Here is a 22,659-nt window from a genome sequence, read left to right on the forward strand (position 1 = left end):
ACCCTATTCCATGCTTAATTTTTTTGGGAGCTCACCTCGTCGCAGGAAGGCCCGTCCGACGGTCAAATTGGCGTGAACGTTAGCCGGGTGGGTGGAAGCCATTTCGTCGTTCCGACGGCGCACGATTGAGAAGAAGTTTCCCTGGGCTTTGCCCTCAACGACAGCACCATGAACGAGGAAGGGTTTGTTTTCTTCGTTTTGCGGAGGCACTTCTATAAGAACCAGATCGCTCTCGCCGTGGGCTATGAGATCAACACGAAGGTTTTCTATCGGCGGGATCACTTTGGTATCAAGCACCTGCACGTACTTTTTACGGACCCCCGACTCACGGGGCAATGGCGTGATCTTGGTAATCACGTCGCCGTTGCCCTGGTTTTTCGTGGCCAGCCCTAGAACCACGACTCCACCCTCGGGCGAGTTTGCAAACTGTGCCACCCACTGGGCCAAGCGGATCTTTCCGACTTCGGAATCAAAGTCAGCGTGCTGACGTTTCGCCTCAAGCCAGTCGCCCTCGGGTTGGCCCAGCAAAGCCTTGACGTGTCCGCCTCGTATCAGTTCGGCGACCGTCTCGCGTGTCACGCCGCCGGCCGAAGCCTCGATCAAGGCTTTGACCTCAAGGGCATCAAGGTAAAGATCGGATAACATGCGAGAACGTGGGTTAAATCCGATCTCCACTGAAATCTCCCATTCGTCGTCGGAGTAGTTGTACGCATCAACGTCCACGAGCGTTAGGCGCTTCCTACTGAGAAGCGGAGCGATCAACGCAGCTACGTCGAGTCCAGGGGGAGGAGCGTTGAGTTTAGTTAAGTCGGTTTGAGGGCTCTCGTCGTCAGAGCCAGGCATCGATAGATAGCACTCGACCACCAGCAGTATTTCCCCTTCCTCAAATGAGAATTTCACGTCAGAGGTCGGAAGGAGCGGAAGATCGCGGAGGTCAAACTCTGACGGTATCTCTCCCGTGTGGATGACCATATCTGAGGGTGAACAGTCTTCCCCAAGATGCTTATGCAGTCTCCGATACATCTGTCGCAGGTGTGTAGCACTGATGTCCTTGAGGTCGCCTTCCAGGATGTCGAATGTGTCGTTCCTATCTCTGCGCTCGTGGCCGTTCAGCAACCAGTAGTAGCCGTCTTCATCGGCTTGGATGTTGCCAAACGTGAACCGCATGTCCTTAAGCACTGGCTGCCACGCCTCTCTCCTGATTGGTTGGCCATACTTGATGGCACATGGCTGGGGTTGCTGCCTTCTGGTGGACCGCCATCTGATGCCGATCCTTCCAAGGAGCAAAGGTCCCAGAGGGCCCCGAACCGAATCTCGGAAGCGTGCTATCTGGAGTGAAGCCCGAGATGATCAGTCTCATTTCAGGAATACCCGCTTGAACAGATCAGCAGCGTCGATGAGGTCAGCGGTGGGGACCCGGAGCTCTCCACTGGTCACTGCGTCGTTGCCGTCCTCCGTGAGGATCCACGTCACGGTCACCGAACGGGCCTGCGTGTCTCGCGCGATGATCACGTAATCGTCTTGGTCGCTCGTCCACGGTACGTTGGGCCGGAACGACTCCGGTGAAAGTGTGATTTCGGCGTCGTCGCCTCGATTGGTCCAGCTCACAGGGTAATCGCGCGGCGTGATTCGGAGTGTGCTGGGATCGAATCCCATGCCGAACGGGTTCTGCCTTCGTACTATGGGTTCGACTACCTTCTTGTAGTCGGCATCGCCGGCGTCTAGGTGATCGATCGCCTCGCAGTCGTGGAACGTCACGATGAGATGGGGCTTGGCGACGAACCGGTCGCGGCTGAGGACACGGATGCCCGCACCAGGCAGTCCGACACTAAGGAAGTGCTCCCGCCCCTTTGCGATGTGGGACGCCCGATCAATGTGCCAGTCCTTCAAGCGCTGAGCTCGCTCCTCGACAGACAGTGGTTTCGACGCGCCCAAGATACCCGGCGCCAAGAGGGGCGACATTGCGCCGAAGGAATTCTTCACGGGCTCCGGCTGCCGGTTGAAAACTTCCTCTTCGCGCTCGTACAGGATTTCGAAGACGTCCTGCACACGGTCGACTCGACAAACCGACCCGAGGATAACTACCTCGAGCTGGATCGATGGCTTTCCACCGCCGCGGGCACGCTCGACGAGGGCTAAGACCTCGCCGGAACGCGCAGGACGCGTGTTGCTGGTGCCTCGCACGTAAATCGCGCCGTCTTCCAAGCTGTCGCGGCGGTCATCGCTCTGGTACGTCTTGTGGCAGGAAAAGATCGATTGCCCCTCTTGCGGGGGCTGGGCGATGATGAACAGCACCTCGTTGTGGTCATCGATGCCGATCCTCCCGAACTCGAACGCCGGGAACTGTGGCCCGAGGTACGGGCGGAGCCTGTCCTCGAGTTCATGGGGCTCGGCTCCACGGGGAACCCCAGGAGCACTGCCCTGCTGCGCACCTATGATTAGCACGGAGTACCCGTGGAAATGCCGTGCCGCTTCAGAAGGACGACGGTTGGCCGCTCCCAGCAGGAATTTGGCGACCTTCGCCACGCCTACCTTGCTGGTGACGTCCAGACTGCTCTTGGCTTCCAGATAGGTTGTCTCGGCCGCGTCACCTACGGCGGTCACATAGTCCAGGATGCTTTTCTGAATTCGCTCACCGAGGGGAATGACGTCGGTGTCGAGTGAGACTAGCTTCAAGGTTGGGTCGCTGGAACTCTTTTGGTCATCGGACATGGAGCAATTGTTCCATTGGCTGGCCCTACTGCCGTGCACACGTCAATCTCTGATCCGATCCGCGTTTTGGGGTTTAGGAGTCCTGATGTTTGGTTAGTTCAGTATTTCGGGGGTCGGCCGGGTTCTGGGCATGCTCCGGTCACCCCCCTGGTGCACGTGATATGGCTCAATGAACGGAACCGCACTTACCACGTGCGGATCCTGCCTGCCTCCCCAGAAACTGAAAGGTTCGCGTTCGGGGAGCCTTCAAATGGCACTTTTATGGGCGGGGTAAACGCGGATCTGGATTCCTTGAAATCTAACCGTATATAACTGTCGGAATTTTGAACCTCAGGTGTCGCGGTGAACCATCCCCTGCGAAACAGTGTGAACCAAGAGTCATTGCGTTTGGGGTTGCGACATTTAGCTCTGCAAAAATGCGACATTTAGCGGGTTCTGGCGCGAATTTCGTGAAACGAGGATCCGTGCCCGCGATCCTGCGCCGGCAGCGGCTGTATTCCTCCGCGACAGCGCCCCATGTTCGGGCCCTGGAATGCAGCGTTTGTGCAGGTCCTACGTCCGCCTAGTCCCGTAGACACTGCGCACCTGCTTCACCTCTTCACCCGCGATCTGTCTTGGCGCGGGAACACCGAACGCAGCGACGAGCCGTCTCCATTCACGAAATTCGTTCCAGAACCATTTAGCATTGAAAACCACAAGCGTTACAAAATGGGCCGCGTGGTTCCGCATTTCCGAAAAGTGGGTTTGAAGTGTCTCGCTAGCGATCGTTAACAATGCGCCCCCGGAACATCGCAAAGCCGAACAAACTCAATCCGGGGACCAAGGATCTGCCCAACAGTACGTGCCCGGTATTCCTGAATGTGGCGTGCCCCGCCAAATTTGGATGCACACGCCCCATTCAAGAGAACTAGTGGGCTGCTTCTTAGAGCAGGTGTAGGTGTGCTTGATGTGCTTTACGAGCAACTAATGTTGCGAGCGATGCGGAGGCCTAGCGGAATACTCAGCAGGGTGAGTGCGGCAGCTATGGGTATAAGAACCTCGGTGCCCCACAAGCCAAGCAGTCCACCACCTACGGCACCGCCAACGGCGATAGAGATATTCCAGGCTGTCACGAGGGCCGACTGCGCGGCATCGGCTGCAGTACCGCCTGTACGAGCGACAGCAACTTGGAAGAGCGCCGCATAAGAACCGAAAGCCAAGCCCCAACACGTGGCGGCAATGATCAGCAACCAGGCAATCGACGTGAGGGCAAAAAGCCCGAGTCCTACAACTCCCAGTATGAGCCCTGTCACTAAGGTAGGGCCGAGGCGTCTATCCGATAGTCGTCCGCCCCCGAGGGTTCCCACCATGGATGCCACACCAAAGATCGCCAGAACCATGCTCATCGGCAGTGGGTCGCCCTGTGCGATGAGAATGGGGGCGAGGTACGTATAGGCCATGTTCTGTCCCACCACCACCAGAATCACGGCGGCGACAACCACGAGCACGGCAGAGCTACTCAGGGCGGTTCGCAGACGGGCCGCCCCGCTGGCGCGGGTTCCAGCAACTCGTGGGGCGAGGATCCATACAAACACAGCCAAAAGCACTGTCAGCGCGGCCACACCCACAAACACAGCCCGCCAGCCGATCTGTTCGCTCAGCAGGGTACCGACCGGGACTCCCACGGCCATGGCCAGGGTCCCACCGGTCAGGGCAACGCTCAGCATGGCACCAAATTGACGTGGTTCGGCGAACCCGCGGGTATAGCCCGGAAGCATGGCCCACACCAGTCCGGCTACAAGGCCGGCAACAAAACGGGTTGCCAGATGGCTCGGCAGATCCTGAGCCAAAGCTGTACCGAGGTTGGCCAACGCCGATACCGCGAGAATAGTCAGCAACAGGGTACGTCGGTTCCAACCGGAGGTGGCGCGGCTGAGAGGAATTGCGGAAACAATGCAGCCCATGGCAAATACGGCCACACTCTGTCCGGCCAGACCGACACTGACCTTCAGGTCACTGGCTAGAACGGGAAGAACTCCTGCGGGTAGCACCTCGGTCAGGAGGGTGATAAAACCCACCATGCCCAGCAGGATTGCGATGTGTATAGGGCGTCGGCCCGGTGCATTAACAGTCAGGGCGGTCTGAGAAGGTGCAGATATTGTCATTCACGCAGTTTGACGGGTTACCACTGATGGGAAGGTCAAATTGGCTAAAAAGCTCATACGTGTACGACCATTGATGTTCGCGTGATCCCCTCGGCGGCCTGTACTGTCGAGGGTCGGGAATACCGCGCCCTCCCACACGGTTCTTGTGCACGGCGAACAACGACGGTGAAAGGATGACCCACGATGCAGATTGGCGAATTCGCCCGACTCACGGAGACCACACCTCGACTTCTTCGCTACTACGAAGAGCAAGGTCTGATCATCGTCCAGCGCGACCACAACGGCTACCGGTCCTACGAGGAGTCGCAACGGACAAAGGTGCAGAAAATTCGGTGCCTATTGGGTGCCGGAATGCCCACACGAATGATCCAAACCATCCTGCCCTGTGTGGGAGATGCCGCCGACGTGTACGACGTCTCGCCCGGCCCCGAGCTACGTGAAGACCTGATCGCCTACCGCGATCGACTCGACATCACCCTAGCCCGGCTCAATTCCAGCCGTGACGCCATAAACGACTACCTTATCCGGGTGAAAAACCTCAGCCCCCCGGTTTCCTTCCCGCCACTTGACTAGCGAATTCACCTGATGCCGGGCCGACTATTCCAAGGTCACGAGGTGTGCTGATATCTCCCACACCCAAGGCCTTGGCAGTAGTCGCATGAAAGTGCTCGCCAAGCCTCATCTTCAATTTTGTCATGTTATGGCGAATTCTGGCGAGCAGTAACCCCATACAGACGGTCGTACCCACTTACAACACTCAGGAATCACCCTTAGCGCCTGTCATTTTCTCTAATGATATTGGCCGGCCCGGGGCTGGCTGGCAGACTGGTGCCACCCCGGCCGGGTGTGACTCGCTCATTTTCTGACCGGCCACGACAGTGTCCTGCTTCTGACATGTCCGCCCGGTTGGGGCTGCACCTTTCTGGCCCACTCCGATGGCTTGATAGAAGGTTGTCCGGCCCGCCAATAGGTTTGGGCCGTGACTCGTTAGAGAACTGCCTCGGCGTGACTCTTCCCGGATCGGCGCTGGGAAAAGCCCGTCCGAAGGGAGAACCCTAATGACCATCGTGGCCAACCAATACGCCCATGTCGTAGGCGTGGACACCCATGCCAAAACCCACACCTACGCCATCCTTGCCTCGGCGACCGGACAGGTCGTGGACACCGCAACGTTTCCGGCAAGCCCGCCGGGCATCGCCCGGGCCGCCGACTGGATGAACAGGCCGTCCGGAGAAGGACAGGTCTTGGTCTCCGTGGAAGGCGCGAGTTCCTACGGTGCCGGCCTGACACGGGCGCTGCGCGGGGCCGGGATCAGTGTTTGTGACGTGCGGCCCCCACGCAGGACGTCCCGGCGGGCCCAGGGAAAGTCCGATGCCATTGATGCGGTGGCAGCGGCGCAGTCCGTCCTTGGCATCGAGGTCGCGTCCCTGCTCGAGCCCCGCGCCGACGGTGACCGGAACGCCTTGCGGATCCTGTTGGATGCCCGCAGGATGATGGATCGCCAACGGTCAGCCGACCGCTTGGCGCTGACCGCGATTACCCGGAGCACCGCACTGGACGTTGATGCCCGTGAAGCCCTGAGCGACGCCCGAATCCGCAACATCGCTGCCTGGCGGGCAAGGTCCCGGGACAGTCGGGCAGACCGGGTCGCGCGCGATGAGGCACGTTGCCTGGCCAGTGCCGTCATTGCGTTCAACACCGAAATGGAAGCCAACAGGACCCAGCTGTCCGACATTGTCCAGGACATGGCACCCGGCTTGATGGATTTGCAGGGACTGGGCCCGGTGACCTCGGCCATCGTGCTTGTCGCCTATTCCCACCACGGAAGGATCCGCTCCGAGGCGGCCTTCGCGGCCATCGCCGGTGTCAACCCGATCCCGGCATCCTCGGGCAACACCGTCCGGCATCGGCTCAACCGCAACGGCGACCGGCAACTGAACAAGGCGCTGCACACGATTGCCCGGACGCGGATGCAGTTCGACGCCACGACGAGGGAATACGTGGTGCGGCGGACCGCCGAGGGCAAAAGCATCAAGGAGATCCGTCGGTGCCTCAAGCGCGCCATTGCCCGGCAACTCTTCAGGAAACTTCAAACGCTTATGGCTTGACTTGAAGCATAGAAGGGTCAGAAGTCGCCTGCACTGGATGCCAAGACTTCTCTGCACTGCGGTTTCGCGCCCACAAGCGGAACGCCAACCCTTAACGGGATTCGCGTAGCTTGGAGTCCAAGACGCTCATGAGGTGAGCGACGCAATTCTTTCCCGTTTGTGCGATTGGATATCGGCCGAGAACATCAATCAGGACTGGTGTGGTGCGGTTCTTGGCTCGCTCAATGAAGATGTCACCAACTTCGGGATTGTCGGCTGCAACCAACTCAGCGATACGCGCCGCACTTGCATGCCCGCGCAGGGTATGACCCACCTGAGTGGCTTTCGCAATCGGGTGCAGGTACGCAGCAGCGGCGGCGTCGCCCGCAGTGCGTGCAGCAAGTCGTGCTGGTTCGGTGGCTGCATCTTTTGCAGCCCGGTGCGCGTCTAAGGCTGTGACACGTTGTAGGCTGGTCCTTTTGCGCCGTTGGCAATGTCCCACGCAGCGTCGACGGCCGCGCGTGGCCGGGGATCATTTGGATGAGCGGCCTCAAACACCGGAAGCACTTCCTGCGCGGCCTCCGCCACATAGCGTGCCACGACTCGCAGCCTGTCCACGGTCAACTCGAAATCGCCGGTTCCCATTGCCATGATCAAATTTTCTCATAGCCGATGAGCCTGTATGACGATCGGCTTACGGGACGTGGGAAACGTCTATATCGGACGCGCGAAAGTGATCCTACGTAAGCCGGGCTAATTATCCGACGGCGGCCTGACGAGCGAGGCCAATTCTTGGCAATTTGTATGCCACGGGTGACGTGATTCGATCGAGGACTGTCGACCGTGGTCGGATGTGTTTTTCGTGCGAATGCTCTTGACTTAAGGGAACACGAATTTTCGAGTTTCGATTTAGCGAAGGACAGAACACGATGCAGGGCATTGGATTGCAGAGACCGCAGATTATCCGGACGAATGATTTGACGAAGACTTATCGGGGCGTCCCAGTGGTGGATGGTGTGGACCTGCAGGTCGGTGCTGGAGAGATCTTCGGCTTTTTGGGGCCGAATGGTGCGGGCAAGAGTACGACGATGAAGATGCTGCTGGGATTGGCGCGACCGACATCGGGAACGGTGGAGATCTTCGATCAGAGCCTGGCCTCGAATCAGAGATCCATCTTGCCGCGGATCGGGTCGTTGATCGAGTCCCCTTCCTTCTACGGACATTTGACAGGTCCGGAAAATCTGGATCTGGTGCGGCGGATCAAGGGGCTGTCTGCCTCGACGGTGGCCCCGGTGCTGGCCACTGTTGGTCTGAGCGGTCAGGAGAAGAAACAGGTGAAGAACTATTCGCTGGGGATGAAGCAGCGCCTCGGCTTGGCGATGGCACTGCTCGGGGAGCCTGACCTGTTGATTCTGGACGAGCCGACGAACGGTCTTGATCCGGCAGGGATTCACGAGATGCGCGAGTTGATCGTTGGATTGCCTGAACGGTTCGGGATGACGGTCCTAGTGTCGAGTCACCTCCTGTCGGAGATTGAGCAGATGGCGTCCACCGTCGGCATCATCGATCACGGTCGCCTGCTGTACCAGGGGCCGCTGTCCGGACTGGAGGATGCCGGGCGGTTGGTGGTGACCGTCAGTGATCCGGCCGGGGCCGCAGGCCTGCTCCGTCAGGCAGGGTGGCAGATTCAGCAGGTCGCGGGGAATGAATTAACCCTCCCGGTCTACGCGGATGAGCACATCGCGGGACTCGTGAGCACCCTCGTCTCCTCGGCCATTCAGGTTTTCCGAGTGGAAGTACGCCGACGTCCGTTGGAACAGGTATTCCTGGGTATGACCTCACAGCACGCTCAAGTAGGGAAGGCAGCGTGAGTCCGTTGGCGTCCGTTGGAACAGAATTACCTCGGCAGGACCTCGCAGCACACCCAGGTGGGAAGCGGCGAATGAATCCTGTGGCGTTGGAATTCCGGAAGCTGCACCGCAAACACCTGTGGCTGACTGTTTTTCTCGTTCTCGGCTTCGAACTCGTGTGGGCGGTGGTGGCCTTGACGATGTCGCTAAGCCATGAGGGCGCGGTGCCCCACGATTCGGCGTTCGTGATTGCTCAGGTATCGCAGATTCACGGGATCTTCGCTCCGGTCCTGGCCACAGTGTTGGCATCCCGGATCGCGGCGATGGAACACGACGGCGGAATGATGCCCGTGCTTTTCGCAGCCAATCAATCGCGGACAGGTTTGTTCCGCGCAAAATTCTTTGCCATCTTCGCTGCCACGACAATCGCCACCATCGTGGGTTTTCTTGCGGTCCTTGGCTATGGCGCGACTAAGGGTGTTACTGCTGATTGGTATTTGATCGGTGTCTTCTTCGCTGGCTGCGTTCTGGCCAATGCGGCTGTGATCAGTATCCAACTAACCCTCGCGCTGCTCTTCACTCGCCAAGCCGTCACCCTCAGCGTGGGAATCATCGGCGGACTCTTGGGGTCGTTCGCCGGGTTCATGCCTGCGCTGGTCAGCATGTTTCTGCCCTGGCAGTATGTCGGCCTGGTCACGCCGGTGCGGATGCACGTGATAGACGGACGCATCGCCGGGTTCCCTATGGTCCCTGAAATCGGCCTTCATTTGCTGATCGTCGCGGCAGTCGGTGCCATCTCAGTCCTGGTCTGCCAGGCCATTTTTTCCCGGCGTAGTAGAGATTAGGAACTCAATATCATGACAAATCAAACATTCACGGCGGCGCGGGCATTCTCGGCAGCGCCGGGCGGGGAACACCTCAAGACACGACGGGCATGGGTGCTGTATCTCGTCGTTGTCCTGCTCAGCGGCTTGAATCTGGCGAACGGGGTGGCGAACTATTTCCAGAACTCCGCCATATTTCATCAACAAGGTGTGACCTGGATGGCGGTCTGGGGGCAATCCGGGCTGCTTTATACGCTGTTGTTCCTTCCACTCGTCATCAGCATCAAGGTCGCGTCCATGACGCGGATGGAGCACGAGAACAGCAACTGGCAACGGATGGCCTCGTATGGTGCGGCGATTCGAGTAACTTACCGGGACAAGATCCTCTCCCTGGCGGCCTTCACCGGCATCTGTCAGCTGCTGTACTTCGTCGCGTTCCTCGCTGCGGGGCTCGTCAGCGGTTTCGAACTCTCCGCGCATGTTTTTGCCGAATTCGCTCTACTCGTCTTCGGCGGATGGATCGGCGCGATGACTATCGGTTGTCTGCAGCTGTTCATCGGGTTGATTGTGAAGAGTTTCGCGAGCACGGTTGCCATCGGGTTCGTTGGCACCATTGCTGGATTCGCATTGACCCTCGCAGCCCCCGCATTGCAAGCGTTCTATCCCTACACCCAGATCGGTGTCGGCATGCACGTGCGAACGCTTACAGGCCCCTCACCGGAAGAATTCATCCCGTTCCTGGTGGCGAACGCAGTGCTGACCGGCCTGTTCCTTCTGGCGGGCCGGATATACTTGAAACGACGTGAATACTGAAATGACAATCACACACGACCCTGCGGCAGATGGTGCATCAAAGCCCCGGTCAGCATCCGCCGGGGACACCCCTCCCACCCGTTTACTGGCCCGACATCCTCGCATCGTCGACGCTGCGGTCGCTCTGGGGTACCTAGCCCTATTGCTCCCCGGATTGGTACACACTGCATACCTCGGGGCACTCGAAACGTGGCAGGTTGTCCTGTCGATCAGCGCGACGGCAGCGATCGGGGCGGCCCTGCTGTTTCGTCGACAGCACCCGGTGTTGGTGCTGGTGGTCGTTGGAGTGCTCGCCCTGGCGAAGTCGGCTGTGGGAGGCCCGTTGGACGCCGGCGCAATCCCGCTCGCCCTATATGCCACCGCTGCGTACGCCACGGTACAAACGGCGTGGATTGCGTTGGGAACGACACTGGTCGCGACCACCACTGTTCTCGGCATCGCAAGCCTAAACACGGGAAGCGCCGAAGGCGGGGCCACGACGCTGATCATCAGTCTCACGTTGCAAGTACTTGCTGGCCTTATCGGCGTGATGATCGGGCTGCGCCGCCGCTACCAGGACGCATTGGCCGCACGGGTGCAGGACGCGCGACGAGAACGAGAACAGCGCGCTGAACTTGGTCGGATCACCGAAAGATCCTCGCTTTCGCGAGAGATGCACGATGTAGTTGGGCACACGCTCACCGCGATCATCAACCTGTCCGACGGTGCGGAAACATCTTTCGACACCGATCCGGGTCTTGCCCGAGAAGGGCTCCGACGAATCAACGAGATCGCCCGTACGGCGCTCGGAGAAACCCGCACCGTCGTGGGCGCTCTTCGGGGTATTGATGGCGCGGCACCCCGAACACCCCAACCGGACGCCTCACGTATCCCTGAACTGCTCGATACGGCAGAAGCGACCGGATACCAGACCACGCTGGTCATCGATGGCCAGAGCATCGGCGACCGAAGCACTCAATTAAGCCTCTATCGGATCGTGCAAGAAGCGATCACCAACACCATGCGCCACGGTAAGAATGCCACCCGCATAGACGTGACCATCAGCTACGCCGTCGACAGCATCACCGTACAAATTCACGACGACGGCGAACCGCAGGACACAATCGGACAGAACATCGAAGAACATTCCCACGGGCAAGGCCTCACTGGGATCCACGAACGGGCTGTCCTCTCCGGGGGAACATCCACGGCGGGGCCTGCACCCGGCGGAGGCTGGCACGTCACCGCAGTCCTGCGTATTCCGATGGCAGAGCATTCATGAGTATTCGCGTTCTCCTCGTTGATGATCACGAGCTCACCCGCATGGGCTTCACCATGATGCTGACCCCGCAACCGGACATCAGCATCGTCGCAGAAGCTGCCAACGGCGCCGAAGCTCTCGAAATGACAGCCCAACACCATCCCGATGTGATTCTCATGGACATCCGGATGCCCGGTCTCGATGGCATCGAAGCTACCCGAGCGATCACCGCAGCTCACCCGACAAGCCGGGTCTTGATCCTGACCACCTTCGACCTCGACGAGTATGCCTTCGACGGACTCCAAGCCGGAGCAAGCGGGTTTCTGCTCAAAGATGTGACCCCCGCCCAACTCGTATCAGCAATCTACGCCGTGCACGACGGCGACGCCGTCGTCACCCCGCGCATTACCCGCAGGATGCTCGAACTCGCGCCTCCGGCAACCGTGCAAACAACGATCGTGGAGCATCCCGACAAAACTCGGGTCGAGGGCCTCACTGAGCGTGAACTCGAAATACTCACTGCCATCGCAGAAGGCCTCACCAACGGCGAGATCGCGGACCGTTACACCCTCGCCGTGACCACGGTGAAAACTTACGTCGGGAGGCTACTTACGAAACTCGACGCGCGAGACCGCGTCGAACTCGTCATCCTCGCTTACAACAGCGGAATCACTACCGACCGCTAAATCCGTGACGAAGCATCTATCGCGGGAGGGGACTTGAAGCCAGCGAGGAAGGTCTTGCTATGAATCCTTCGGCAGGAAGTGTCGCGAGTAACCAAGCGGCTCTCGGACTTTAGGTGTGGCGTCATCAAATAAGTAGGGCCCGCAGCCCACGGAATAGCGCAGATGATGCTGCGTCGACACTGTTCAATCTCGATGATCATGCGGTGCCGGAGTCGTTGCGCAAGGATAACCGCACTGAATTTCCACGTCGTATGGTCCGCATTCAAACTGGCCGCATGGGAACGGCGATACATGGAGCGGTTCCCAACCAGCCCGACGAACTTTGCCTCGCACACCGAGTGAACAAAAGAACCGTCTGAAAGTGTTGGTGGTGGCTAGCCCCGGGACAGTCGCCACAACACTTTCAGACGGTTCAAAACGGCTAGATTGCCCGTAAAGGTTTCGCCGCAGTATTCGTGCACATACCGTGGTTTATCGGCGAACTATACTTTCATCTGAAATCAGAAGTTCGCTCGTGGATAGAAACTCACGATATTCCGGACATGAAGTAAGCAGTTCATTATGCGAGCCGATGTGAGCACCGGAATTGTCGCTTGCCAGAAAAACTACTTTGTTGACGTGCTCCAGGACATCCAGCTGGTGGCTAATGAGAACAAACGTAACGTCTGCGTAGTTTTCCCCGTGGAACACTTGATTATAGATTTGGTCGCGGTTGCGAACATCGAGACTACTAAAGGCCTCATCCCAGAAAACAAGTTCACTTCCTCGAATCAAGGATCGTGCCAGCAGCATACGTTGCGCCTGGCCCGTTGAGAGGTTTTTCCCGCCTTGTAGGAGCGCCGAGTCGAGACCCTTTGGCAGGCTGCGGATGGGTTCATCCAGGTTCAGGTCAGACAAGATCGTCCAGATTTTCTGTATTCGTTCTGGGCTAGTGTTGGGGCCGACTAAATTATCAATGGCCGTTCCATTGTGCAGAGACATGCCAGGGAGAACCACACCGAGCCGTTCGCGGAATTGAGCCGACCCGTAAGAAACGTTACCCTTCGACTCAATGAGTCCAAGAAGGACGTGCATCAAAGTGGACTTTCCTGTGCCCGAATCGCCCATGATCGCCACCTTTTCTCCTCGCCCAATATCAAAGCTCAGATCAGAAAAGACCTGTCGACCGCCTGGGTAGGTGTAGCTCAGATTTGTTGCTTGAATCATGTTGTGGCCGTCCGATACGACTTGATCGGTGGTCGAATGAGGACGCTCCCGAACGAGGTCACGCTGACGTTCCTCGTAAACACGGGCCTTCGCAAGACTGATCACGAAATTCTGTAAGTCGCTGGTCGCTGCAACGAGCATGCCGACACCCGCTTGGAAGACAACAACATCAGGAAGACCAATGCTGCCCCGAGAATAGAGCCAGATTCCCACGGCAGCAACGGTTACCAACGATATTGCCGAGTACGATTGCTGAATAAGTGATGTCAAGGCATTTACGCGAAGCAACCGATTAAATCCACTTCGCAATCGGTGATTGCCAACAATCCATCGATCAGCAACTTCGGCTTCAGTACGGAGAGCCTTGGTTTCATCAATGGTCGAAATGTCTTCCTGCGTAGAAGATGAAAAAGCCACCTGTTCTTGGACGTAATTCATGTTCGCAATGCTCTGACTACGAGTGTTCAGAGCACCAGCAAGTCCGAAGATGGCAGAAAGCACAACCGCAACCGTCGTGAGAGGAAGCGAGATCCATCCGAGGTACATCACGAGCACTAACACAGAAAGGAAATTGATAAGAGAGGGTATGGCACCGGTGAGAACCGTATCCCGCAAAACCGAACGTAAGTTCAACCTTTCCAAAAGTGATCCTGGAGTATGGCCCTTGAAATACAGGAACGGTTGAGCGAGCAGCCCCCGAAATACATTCTCAGAATATGTGTCCTCGAAATGGCCGTTGATGCGAACCTGGGCACGAAAACGAATGAGGTGCACTAATACCTGGCCGACGGCGACACTTACAAGGACAGCTAGGCTAACCGGAATCAGATTCTCCCCAGCCAAGATCTGCCTTATCCCCGAGGCAAGCAGGAGCGATACCCCTTGCCCCAGCACCAGAGCCAGAACAAGGAAGCCGAGGTGGCGAGACAAGAAAATCTTGGCCAGGCGGGTTCGGCTGGAAGGCCTCTCATGCTTTTCCGAAATATCAACAGGTTCGGATTCCATCATCATGAAGACTTCGGAATAGAGCTGTGCGAAAACCTCGTGAGTAATCTTCGTCAAGCCATAGGCAGGGTCAATGATAGTGACCCACTTTCGACTCGCATGGGTGAGCACCACAAAGTGGTTGCCGCGCCAGTGAAGAATCACAGGGCGCCCAGCCGCCGACAAGATTTGTTTTGCCGAGAACCCCGGCGTTCGATAAACGTGCGTATTCGTTTGAAATCGTGCGTCGAGAGTTCTCAGGTATGACGCGCTGAGTCCGTCGGCGGGAAGCATCTGCTCATCGTAGAGTTCGTGGACCGCGACATCTGTCCCGTACGAAGATAACAGCATGGAGTAGCAGGCCAACAGACAGTCTTGCTGTGCTTGTTGAAGCCTTACCTTCAACTTTCCCATCACTTCCCCCAGAGCCTGGGCACCAGCAGGTCGACATTCTTGATCCCGGATTTATGCGTAGCCAATGCGTGAAGTATGCCGCTCATCCCCGTCATCAGTCCATATGAATTGAATTGGCTACCAAGCCCACACAACCATGCATGATCAATCCCAAAGCGGGCGACACTCAAGTATTCGTTTCTGACTTGAGTGCTAAGTGGATGGTTTGAAACGGCGTCCAGGGCCAGTAGGTTCCCGGTAACACCGTGGCAAAGACAGAAATTGTTTATGTCCAGACCGATTTGCAAGGTTGCATTCATCGCGGTTTCCAGTTCTTGCGACACTTCATCCCGTTCACGGGAGGTCAAGATTCCGTGAACTTTATCCAACTCTTTCCACAGCATCCGGCTTATCAAGATTCCGGTTGTACCGTGGCACCAGTTTGCGCTCATCCCGCCATCTGGACGACGTGTGTCTCTCCAACCCTGTGCAATTTTGAGCTTTTCGTCAAACTTCCAGCTTCGCTTCCATGCTTCTCGGTAAGGACCATCAGGAAACTCGGTGGCCGCAACAAGTAGTGCAGTAGCAATCCCGCTGTTTCCATGGCCAAAACTCGCATTTTGCTCACCACCGCGGCCATCGATGTCCCAATAGATAACGTCAGAGTCTTCCCTTGCATTCGAAATCAGGTGCTGCGCCAATGCTTGAATCGCTGCCGTACGTTCTTGGCTCGGAGAAGTCCGCCACAGCGCTAGGATGCTACCGGCGGCACCATCGACGACGTCGAAACTGGTATCTGAGCTCGCCAACTCCGAGGCACGGCGCGCAAAGATATCGATTTCCAGTTGAGCATTAACCGGGAATTTTGCCAACCCACTGGAGGAAAGGCGTGTTAGGAACGCGAGCTGACCAAGACCACCGTTATAGTACGAAAGCGCTCCGTGCGATTCCGCTTGTGAACGTTCGTATGACCTAAGAACCGTCTGTTCGATCGTTGCGAGAAGCTCTCTTGGTTGCTCCGAATTTGTCGCCTCAATATAGCTTATGAGAGCCATACCAACACCAGGAATACCCGTGTACAAGTACTCATCCATGGGGTTGAGCTGAAGTTGATCGGAACCGTCGACTCCGAGACTCAACCAATTTACGGAGGAGTCTTCCCGCGAGACATACTGATCTTTTTCAATTTCCTCATATATTTTTCGCATTGCCACCTCAAGCACCGGAACCTCGGATTCCTCGGAAGTGCGCTTGTAGACTAGGCGAGTATCACTGTTGGCACGGAGAAGCTCTTGACCACGCAGTGCAAACCGAATTATTCGTTGCTGTAGGTCAAGGTCCGCTTCACTCAACTTGTCCAGTGTCTTAGTGACCTCTTCCAAGGGACTTGCAGGAAGTGTTGCTACATGCTGGCCAGCGGGATCCTCGACAATCACCTTATGTGCCTCACACGAGAAGAGCGGTATGTCTCCGTCGCTAACTTGACGAATTTCGGACTCGACGAGCGATTCGGGAATCCCCGCAGAAAAAATTCGTAGTCTACTAAGCAAATCAGTACGTCGGTCTAGGTTTGATATTGAATTTATGGCACTGAGCAGGGTGCCATAGTCATTCGTTTTGCGCGCAAGCAGACGGGAGCGTACTTCTGGTGACTTTTGAGCGATAAACGCTCCCAATTCCGGTATGTTGTCGCACGCCGCGAGGTAGCTCGCGGTGAATCCCTTGGTGATTTGCTCGACAAAAGAGTGTGGAGGGATTGTAATTCGTTCCCCGTCCTCAAGAACGAACGGAAGGTGCTGATCCTCAACTGTGGAAATTGTGGCTTTTACGTAGCGAAGGTCGTCCCTGAGAGGGTTAGTGAGAACACGGCGTTCGGATCGAAATTCGCCTCCGGCGATGCCGCTGATGTCGCCGCCATAGACGGAGAATCCTGTGCCCATCGGTAGCAGTCCGGTAGCGGCTACAGAGCGGAAAATCGCGTCGTTGGCCTGTTGGGTGGCTTCGTCCGGAAAGATAGCGGTACGCAGAGGTGTTGAAAATATTGTTTCAGCATCGACAATCCGAGGGCCCTCTGCCGATGCAACTATGTTCTCGAAGTGGAGATCGGTTGTGTTAAGTAGATAGGCGACGAAGAGCAATCGCCCCATTTTTTCATAGTAAAGATCGGCATCGCTTCGATTTTCTAGGGGCGTACCATCGACTGACGCGCTCCAACCATGCGGCCCAATATGGAGGCTAGTATGGCTGTCGTTTCCATATAAAACATCCTGGCCGGCAAGTTCCGTGATGGCCGAAATGCATTCCTGGAGAACCACTTCGTTGGCAACGCCTCGCGGCTTGTAATAGAGGGATGACTGCTCTGTCTGAACAAGGCAGACCGCTTCGCCGGAGTGGAGATCACCCTTTGGGGTAATCATCACGACTGGTCCTCCATCAGTAGGGAGAAGTCCTTCATCGGAAAGCTTTATCCGGTCCAATCCAAGATCTTGAACAATTCTGTGGCAAAGAGAGTTTAAGGACGTCAGCGTGCGGTTCAGCCGATCCCACAGGATTGGAAATCTTTGTTTCAGCTCAGTGACAACAAGGCCGGGATCGATCGTATCGAAGTTGCTATATCTTTCTTCTGGTGAACTACCTAAGAGTTGACCTTCGATTCTCTTTTCGTTTATGAGATAGATCAGGCAATGCCCTATCGAGCGCAGTACGATTTCGGTGTACGCCTCCGAGGAAACTAGTCGGCCGGGTGATCCAATAGGCGCCCAGCTGTCGCGTATCCAGGTAGTGATCCCCACAAATGGGGGTCCGGGAACCGGCTCTGATCCCGCGCTGTGGTCTTGTAGCAAGTTGGCTGGTTCGATAGTCATTCGTGATCCTTGGTGTTCTGAGACGCACACAATATTTGCGTGACTCCTCGCAGAGATGAGTCGTCGTCGTCGTTACTTACGGCTTTTTGGCGCTGACTTCAGCGCTGACTACTAGAGAGTAAGGCAGCAGGTGAAAAGCCACTGCCATGAGTTCATGTGGCAATCTCGGCTTACGGTCGGAACAACGCCACCTCCCGCGGCGCCAAGAACCTGGTCAAGCTCATTGTCGGTGAGTTCTTCGAGGGCGAGCAGAGCGTTCTTGTTGATTGAATTCATTTCAGTCTCCTTAGACTAGGCCTAAATTAGGCCAAATTGATCGTGCAATTTTCTCGACGACGACGACGACCCAGCGCCCATGAGGTTCGCGTGTAGCGGCCTCTCAGGAATCCTACACAATAATTCATGCGATTGATGAACATAATAATTTTTTAACCTGCATGTCGTGAATTGTTCACTTGTCTTGCATCGCCCCTAATCAGTTGTTTCTAGGGTTTATCAGCCAAATAGCTCTAATCAACTATTTTAAGACACGTCGAAGTTTAGACCTCGACAAATGACCCGTGGACGAGTTGCTCCTTGATATTGGCCTCGCGAGCATTCCCGGGTCCAAGGATTAGTTTTGAGCGGTATCACGGTGGCATAGAACACCACGTGGAGCGCTTAGCGAGACGAGGAATCGGGGGGCCCTATCTTTTTCGCAAGCCCCTTCCAGGAGCTTTGCCGAAAATCCTTGGGCGAGGCTTTCGGGCAGGCTTCGCGGTCCGGTTCAGCCGGCGTGAATCGGACCGCGTTCCCTGTTGCGGGGTTTGGTGCTTAGACGACGGTGGCCTCCGGCACCTCATAGACGGTGCCGTCACGCAGCATCGCGAACAGGACGTTGCACCGGCGGCGGGCCAGGGCAATCACGGCCTGGTTGTGCTTCTTTCCCTAGGCACGCTTCCTGTCGTAGTAGGCCCGGGAGACGTGGTCCTTGCATTTCAGGGAGGCGAACGCGGAGAGGAACAACGCGCGCTTGAGGGTCTTGTTGCCCTTGCGGGAGGAATGGTCCCCTCGGATGGAGGTCCCGGATCTCCAGGTCACCGGCGCCAGTCCGGCGTAGGAGGCCAGGTGCCCTGCGGTGGCGAAGTCCTTGCCGACGACCTCGGTGGGGATCCTGGCTTGGGTGCGGATCCCGACCCCGGGCATGGAATCCAGCATCACGTGCAGCGGGTGGGCCCGGACGATTTCCTCCACCCGACCCAGGACCGCGGCGCGGGCCGCCCGGGTTTGGGCGAGCATGCGGGCGAGTTCGGGAAGGACGATTCCTGCCGCGTCGGTGCCTGAAACGACAACGCTTTGGGCTGCCAGCGCCGCGGTGATGTCCCTGGCCCAGCCCTTCCACGCCCGGGGTGCGTGCCTGCGCAGCAGGGCGCCGATCCGGGCTTCCCCGGCCCGGCGCAGGGCGGCCGGCGTGGGGTATTTGGCCATCAGCTCGGCCATGGCCACGTGGTCCAGGTGCTTGCCGATGACCTGTTCCAGGGCCGGGTGGACCTGGGTGAGTAGCCCGCGGATCCGGTTGGACGTTGCGGTGGCCGTCTTGGCCAGGTCGTCGTCGAAACCGCAGAGCATGGCCAGCTCCGCCACCTGTGCCTCCGGGACCTCAATGGTGCGCAGGGTGTGCGGCATGGTGCGTGCACCCACACCTATGCGATCATCAACACCAGAACGGGAGCTCGCATAGGCTGCGAGGCCTTCCCTGTCACGCAGCCGGGGATGCGCCGGGCCATTGCTTGGATCAACCGCAACACCGATGGCCGGGTACTGGCTGCAGTGGAGGGAACCAGCTCCTATGGTTCCTCGATTCGCCGAGCCCTGGGGCCGGCCGGCACCCGGGTCGTTGAAGTCAAACCCCCACGCAAGCAGGCCCGTGCAGGAGTCGGGAAGACCGATGAAATCGACGCAACGGCGGCTGCGATGAGTGTTCTGGGACATGGCGCCGAGGCCTTGATCGAACCCCGGAGCGACGGGATCCGTGCGGCCATCAACGTCCTGCTCAGTGCCCGCCGCCGGGTCGAGCAGCAAAGCACCGCCAACCGGAATGCGCTCAACGCCCTGGTGCGTCAGATCGACCTGGGCCTGGATACCCGGAAGGCATTGACCGACAGGCAAGTCACCGAGATCAGCAGTTGGCACAAACGGCCAAGCGATACGGTTGAACAGCGTTACGCGCGGGACGAGGCCGTCGAACTGGCCACCGCGGTCCTTGCTGGCCAGCGGCGGCTAAAGGCCATCCGCGACGAGCTGACTCCACTGGGAGAGGAACTGGCTCCGGGCATGCAGGACCTGCCCGGCTTCGGTCCCGTGACGGTGGGCATCATTTTGGCCGCGTACTCCCATCGTGGACGAATCCGCTCCGAGGCCTCCTTCGCAGCCCTCGCAGGCGCGGCGCCGCTGCAGGCCTCGTCCGGTAACACCACACGTCACCGGCTCAACCGCCATGGAGACCGCCAGCTGAACATGGCGCTGGACATCATCGTCAAAACACGGCTCCGTTGCCACACCGAATCCAAGGACTATCTGGAACGCCGCACCGCTGAAGGCCGCAACTACAAGGAGATCAAACGCTCGTTGAAACGCTACCTGGCGCGTTCCATTTTCCGGAAACTTCAACAGCTGGTGGCTTGACGCAGAACATAAAAGGGCCAAGCCATCGGAGTGGTCCAGAAAGGTGCAGCCCCAACCGGGCGGATATGTCAGAAGCAGGACACTGTCGTGGCAGGTCAGAAAACGAGCGAGTCACGCCCGGGCCGCGTGGCACCAGTCTGCCAGCCAGCCCCGGGCCGGCCAGTATCATTAGAGAAAATGACAGCCGGAAGCGCGGAACCACGCAGAAAATTTTGCAATGCTTGCCGTGTACGCGTCAAGGTAAAGCTGACCTTCATAAACGGCCAGCGTGGGTAAATCGTCGACGGCGCGCCCTAACAGCAGCGGAATGGCAGCCAGGAAACCGCGCCAGTGCATTCCAGCACGATTTCTTGGGCGATGTGCTCTACGATGTGAGCATTTTTACCGTCGGCATCCTTTTCCTCATAGGTGTGGTGACTTGTGGAAAAGTGAAAACCCTGAAGCATTCACAATGCCTGTAAACGTCGCAGCGGGCGTTTTGACGTGCGGGCGTTTCAGCCGATTGTGGCCGTTTAGCCCGCGTGAGATCCCCGGACGGATGAGCGAAGTTGTGCCGCCATGGTTCGGCCAACACCAAGCGGCCACTGGACCATGATGTAGTCAGTGGCGTTCTCGAGAGTCAGTTGACGCGTGGAGTTGCCGCTGCGCACCCAGAACTCGGAGCGTTCGTTTCGCCCCGGCTCAAGGAAGACCGGGCGGGGAGAATTTGGGCACGAAAGCCTGCAGACGAATGATGGGGTGCCGTTAACCTCGACGGGGGCAAAGTCAATGATTGGCAAGGCTGCCGCGTTCTGCCCAAGTGTGGAAGATAGCAGGTCTCGCAGCCACAACTCGTAGCGATCGGGGTCGGGTCGTTTGACGAGGCTGAAGTCCGGTTCCAACCCAATGATTCGCCCGTCGTCGGCAACGCCTATCAGGAGAGTCCCTCCGTCGGCGTTGAGAAAGGCCGCGACCGATTTGGCAATGACGAGTTCCATTCGCTCGTCGCGTTGCTGGGTGTGTATGTTCCAACGGGCTGAAGACTTGAACTCGACGAGTTGCGACTCACCTCGACGCGCGACATCCATAATCGAAATTCGTGGCTGGGGTGGTTGGAAGCGCCGTGCCACGAGTGCGAACAGCGTAAGCAAAACGGCAGTGCACACGATTGAGAGCAGCAAGACTTCAAGGCTCCACGGTTCGGAATTGCGAAAGATGAGGCTGCTGAGCACCAGCCCCAGGGAAAGACCAATAACGGCAAGGACGACGGTGCTGGAGGTGCTCACAGACACACGACGACGGACCAGCCAGCGGGTGATTTGACCGATGAGATAGGCGAAAATTAGTGCAATCGGAAGCCCGATGCCTAGCAGGATCATGGACTCGGGACCGGATCTAAGCATGATTCCCATTCTACGGGGCATCCGTGCCGCTCTGCGACGGAGGGCTCGGCCCACAGCCATTCACCGGCCAGACGGGGGGTAATTCTTAGTTCATTTTAGCGAACGGAAACTGCCGCATAGCGAGTTGCTGGATGGAATGTGTCAGCGGGTGCCTCCCAGTAAGGTCGAGGACCAATGCTCGTGTCAGTAATTTATTCCGAGTGTTGGAAACACATCGACTGTGGGCGCTTGGTACCAAGGGCCGACACGCCGTGAAATCCTTGTCGATAGGCAATAGCCGGAAACAATGACGAAAAACCCGAACGCAACAAAATCGACATATTGCAAGAACAAAATTGCCACTAGATCAAGGGAGACTAGTCACCAACGCTGCTTTCCGAGAGGCGGTGGACGTAGTTCGTGATTTCCGTTACCCAGAACCCGGCCGGGGTTTCGGGGCGTGCGTCGATGCGCAGGGAGGCGGCCAATGTGTGGTCCTCCATCAGCACTAGCACCATCGAGGCGGTGGGGGGGTGAAGCCGAGTGAGTGGATGGCCACGGCGACGCTGTCGGCGATGCTGGTGGCGGTGATCTTGTCCATGGTTCTGTCCTCGCTCCTGGGGTCGTGGTGCCATCCCGGCGTGGTTATCTCCCCCAGATTTTTTGTTTGCTGACGCAATGAAATGGAGCGGGCCCCGGCTCGTAAACTCCGAAGGACAGCAAACAAAAAATGATCGGCCAGCAGTCGGCCGCAGAGCGGACGTCCGGTTTCTTGGGTGCGACCAAGTGAGTACCTAAGAACCTCTGAGACAGGTTGACCTGCGGCCGACC

General features: G+C 57.7%; 21 protein-coding genes. 9 read left to right on the top strand and 12 right to left on the bottom strand.

The genetic code is table 11. From position 1 onward, the window contains the following. Positions 1-3: 3 nt before the first annotated feature. From ACFY5D_RS21600 to ACFY5D_RS21610, 3 genes are all read right to left on the bottom strand, one after another. On the bottom strand, positions 4-1,179 hold the full coding sequence (locus tag ACFY5D_RS21600; RefSeq protein WP_387534576.1) for a hypothetical protein: 1,176 nt from the start codon (positions 1,177-1,179) through the stop codon (positions 4-6). A gap of 177 nt (positions 1,180-1,356) precedes the next feature. Then, a complete protein-coding gene (locus tag ACFY5D_RS21605; protein WP_387534578.1) occupies positions 1,357-2,712 on the bottom strand; it encodes a hypothetical protein in 1,356 nt (451 codons plus the stop codon). 953 nt (positions 2,713-3,665) lie between these two features. Next, positions 3,666-4,772 carry an MFS transporter gene (locus ACFY5D_RS21610; protein WP_387534580.1) on the bottom strand — a complete coding sequence of 369 codons (1,107 nt, stop codon included), beginning with the start codon at positions 4,770-4,772 and terminating at the stop codon, positions 3,666-3,668. Positions 4,773-5,039: 267 nt separating this feature from the next. Here ACFY5D_RS21610 and ACFY5D_RS21615 point away from each other — a divergent pair, with 267 nt between their 5' ends. The 3 genes from ACFY5D_RS21615 (at position 5,040) to ACFY5D_RS21625 (ending at position 7,394) form a co-directional block, all read left to right on the top strand. Beyond that, the gene (locus ACFY5D_RS21615) at positions 5,040-5,429 is read left to right on the top strand and encodes a MerR family transcriptional regulator (protein ID WP_387534582.1); all 390 of its coding nucleotides are present in this window, start codon (positions 5,040-5,042) and stop codon (positions 5,427-5,429) included. A gap of 485 nt (positions 5,430-5,914) precedes the next feature. After that, the gene (locus ACFY5D_RS21620) at positions 5,915-6,964 is read left to right on the top strand and encodes an IS110 family transposase (protein WP_387534584.1); all 1,050 of its coding nucleotides are present in this window, start codon (positions 5,915-5,917) and stop codon (positions 6,962-6,964) included. Positions 6,965-7,097: 133 nt separating this feature from the next. Continuing rightward, a complete protein-coding gene (locus ACFY5D_RS21625) occupies positions 7,098-7,394 on the top strand; it encodes a hypothetical protein (RefSeq protein WP_387534586.1) in 297 nt (98 codons plus the stop codon). Here ACFY5D_RS21625 and ACFY5D_RS21630 read toward each other — a convergent pair. After that, the gene (locus tag ACFY5D_RS21630) at positions 7,391-7,594 is read right to left on the bottom strand and encodes a putative immunity protein (RefSeq protein ID WP_387534588.1); all 204 of its coding nucleotides are present in this window, start codon (positions 7,592-7,594) and stop codon (positions 7,391-7,393) included. The genes ACFY5D_RS21625 and ACFY5D_RS21630 overlap by 4 nt on opposite strands. A 278-nt stretch (positions 7,595-7,872) precedes the next feature. Between ACFY5D_RS21630 and ACFY5D_RS21635 the strand changes: the two genes are divergently transcribed. From ACFY5D_RS21635 to ACFY5D_RS21655, 5 genes are all read left to right on the top strand, one after another. Beyond that, entirely contained in the window at positions 7,873-8,814 is a 942-nt protein-coding gene (locus ACFY5D_RS21635; RefSeq protein ID WP_387534590.1) for an ABC transporter ATP-binding protein, read from the top strand. Positions 8,815-8,885: 71 nt separating this feature from the next. Beyond that, entirely contained in the window at positions 8,886-9,638 is a 753-nt protein-coding gene (locus ACFY5D_RS21640; RefSeq protein WP_387534592.1) for an ABC transporter permease, read from the top strand. Positions 9,639-9,650: 12 nt separating this feature from the next. After that, the gene (locus ACFY5D_RS21645; RefSeq protein WP_387534594.1) at positions 9,651-10,430 is read left to right on the top strand and encodes an ABC transporter permease; all 780 of its coding nucleotides are present in this window, start codon (positions 9,651-9,653) and stop codon (positions 10,428-10,430) included. Positions 10,431-10,584: 154 nt separating this feature from the next. Continuing rightward, positions 10,585-11,691, top strand: a complete 1,107-nt coding sequence (locus ACFY5D_RS21650; RefSeq protein WP_387534596.1) for a sensor histidine kinase — start codon at positions 10,585-10,587, stop codon at positions 11,689-11,691. Further along, on the top strand, positions 11,688-12,356 hold the full coding sequence (locus tag ACFY5D_RS21655) for a response regulator (protein WP_387534598.1): 669 nt from the start codon (positions 11,688-11,690) through the stop codon (positions 12,354-12,356). Before ACFY5D_RS21650 ends, ACFY5D_RS21655 begins: the two co-directional genes overlap by 4 nt. A 471-nt stretch (positions 12,357-12,827) precedes the next feature. Here ACFY5D_RS21655 and ACFY5D_RS21660 read toward each other — a convergent pair whose 3' ends face one another. The 4 genes from ACFY5D_RS21660 to ACFY5D_RS21675 all read right to left on the bottom strand — a co-directional run bounded on the left by ACFY5D_RS21660 (position 12,828) and on the right by ACFY5D_RS21675 (position 19,483). Next, on the bottom strand, positions 12,828-14,960 hold the full coding sequence (locus tag ACFY5D_RS21660) for a cysteine peptidase family C39 domain-containing protein (protein WP_387534600.1): 2,133 nt from the start codon (positions 14,958-14,960) through the stop codon (positions 12,828-12,830). Continuing rightward, the gene (locus ACFY5D_RS21665) at positions 14,960-17,803 is read right to left on the bottom strand and encodes a type 2 lanthipeptide synthetase LanM family protein (protein WP_387534602.1); all 2,844 of its coding nucleotides are present in this window, start codon (positions 17,801-17,803) and stop codon (positions 14,960-14,962) included. The genes ACFY5D_RS21660 and ACFY5D_RS21665 overlap by 1 nt, the downstream gene beginning before the upstream one ends. Before the next feature lie 111 nt (positions 17,804-17,914). Next, a complete protein-coding gene (locus tag ACFY5D_RS21670; protein WP_387534604.1) occupies positions 17,915-18,079 on the bottom strand; it encodes a lacticin 481 family lantibiotic in 165 nt (54 codons plus the stop codon). A gap of 651 nt (positions 18,080-18,730) precedes the next feature. After that, positions 18,731-19,483 carry a transposase gene (locus tag ACFY5D_RS21675; RefSeq protein ID WP_387534606.1) on the bottom strand — a complete coding sequence of 251 codons (753 nt, stop codon included), beginning with the start codon at positions 19,481-19,483 and terminating at the stop codon, positions 18,731-18,733. On the opposite strand from ACFY5D_RS21675, the gene ACFY5D_RS21680 reads away from it, so the two are divergent. Further along, positions 19,427-20,467, top strand: a complete 1,041-nt coding sequence (locus tag ACFY5D_RS21680; protein ID WP_387534616.1) for a transposase — start codon at positions 19,427-19,429, stop codon at positions 20,465-20,467. The two genes, ACFY5D_RS21675 and ACFY5D_RS21680, sit on opposite strands and share 57 nt — an antisense overlap. Positions 20,468-20,635: 168 nt before the next feature. Here the strand turns inward: ACFY5D_RS21680 and ACFY5D_RS21685 are convergent, their stop codons facing one another. From ACFY5D_RS21685 to ACFY5D_RS21700, 4 genes are all read right to left on the bottom strand, one after another. Next, positions 20,636-20,803 carry a hypothetical protein gene (locus tag ACFY5D_RS21685; RefSeq protein ID WP_387534608.1) on the bottom strand — a complete coding sequence of 56 codons (168 nt, stop codon included), beginning with the start codon at positions 20,801-20,803 and terminating at the stop codon, positions 20,636-20,638. Between the two features lie 176 nt (positions 20,804-20,979). Continuing rightward, on the bottom strand, positions 20,980-21,849 hold the full coding sequence (locus tag ACFY5D_RS21690) for a helix-turn-helix domain-containing protein (protein WP_387534610.1): 870 nt from the start codon (positions 21,847-21,849) through the stop codon (positions 20,980-20,982). Positions 21,850-22,205: 356 nt separating this feature from the next. Next, positions 22,206-22,331, bottom strand: coding sequence for a hypothetical protein (locus ACFY5D_RS21695; RefSeq protein ID WP_387534612.1), 126 nt, complete (start codon positions 22,329-22,331; stop codon positions 22,206-22,208). 5 nt (positions 22,332-22,336) lie between these two features. Further along, positions 22,337-22,659 (bottom strand): hypothetical protein (locus ACFY5D_RS21700; RefSeq protein WP_387534614.1); only part of this gene is annotated, 323 nt, incomplete at its 5' end.

The organism is Paeniglutamicibacter sp. NPDC012692 (assembly GCF_042901625.1).
Classification (GTDB): domain Bacteria; phylum Actinomycetota; class Actinomycetes; order Actinomycetales; family Micrococcaceae; genus Paeniglutamicibacter.

What these genes read in the sequence shown, in the direction of transcription:
- ACFY5D_RS21610 (WP_387534580.1), bottom strand. Translation starts at nt 4,772, where the DNA reads ATGGTGGGTTTTATCACCCTCCTGACCGAGGTGCTACCCGCAGGAGTT.
- ACFY5D_RS21685 (WP_387534608.1), bottom strand. Translation starts at nt 20,803, where the DNA reads ATGCACTGGCGCGGTTTCCTGGCTGCCATTCCGCTGCTGTTAGGGCGC.
- ACFY5D_RS21665 (WP_387534602.1), bottom strand. Translation starts at nt 17,803, where the DNA reads ATGACTATCGAACCAGCCAACTTGCTACAAGACCACAGCGCGGGATCA.
- ACFY5D_RS21655 (WP_387534598.1), top strand. Translation starts at nt 11,688, where the DNA reads ATGAGTATTCGCGTTCTCCTCGTTGATGATCACGAGCTCACCCGCATG.
- ACFY5D_RS21695 (WP_387534612.1), bottom strand. Translation starts at nt 22,331, where the DNA reads ATGGAGGACCACACATTGGCCGCCTCCCTGCGCATCGACGCACGCCCC.
- ACFY5D_RS21635 (WP_387534590.1), top strand. Translation starts at nt 7,873, where the DNA reads ATGCAGGGCATTGGATTGCAGAGACCGCAGATTATCCGGACGAATGAT.
- ACFY5D_RS21640 (WP_387534592.1), top strand. Translation starts at nt 8,886, where the DNA reads ATGAATCCTGTGGCGTTGGAATTCCGGAAGCTGCACCGCAAACACCTG.
- ACFY5D_RS21670 (WP_387534604.1), bottom strand. Translation starts at nt 18,079, where the DNA reads ATGAATTCAATCAACAAGAACGCTCTGCTCGCCCTCGAAGAACTCACC.
- ACFY5D_RS21690 (WP_387534610.1), bottom strand. Translation starts at nt 21,849, where the DNA reads ATGCTTAGATCCGGTCCCGAGTCCATGATCCTGCTAGGCATCGGGCTT.
- ACFY5D_RS21645 (WP_387534594.1), top strand. Translation starts at nt 9,651, where the DNA reads ATGACAAATCAAACATTCACGGCGGCGCGGGCATTCTCGGCAGCGCCG.
- ACFY5D_RS21620 (WP_387534584.1), top strand. Translation starts at nt 5,915, where the DNA reads ATGACCATCGTGGCCAACCAATACGCCCATGTCGTAGGCGTGGACACC.
- ACFY5D_RS21660 (WP_387534600.1), bottom strand. Translation starts at nt 14,960, where the DNA reads ATGGGAAAGTTGAAGGTAAGGCTTCAACAAGCACAGCAAGACTGTCTG.
- ACFY5D_RS21605 (WP_387534578.1), bottom strand. Translation starts at nt 2,712, where the DNA reads ATGTCCGATGACCAAAAGAGTTCCAGCGACCCAACCTTGAAGCTAGTC.
- ACFY5D_RS21630 (WP_387534588.1), bottom strand. Translation starts at nt 7,594, where the DNA reads ATGGCAATGGGAACCGGCGATTTCGAGTTGACCGTGGACAGGCTGCGA.
- ACFY5D_RS21615 (WP_387534582.1), top strand. Translation starts at nt 5,040, where the DNA reads ATGCAGATTGGCGAATTCGCCCGACTCACGGAGACCACACCTCGACTT.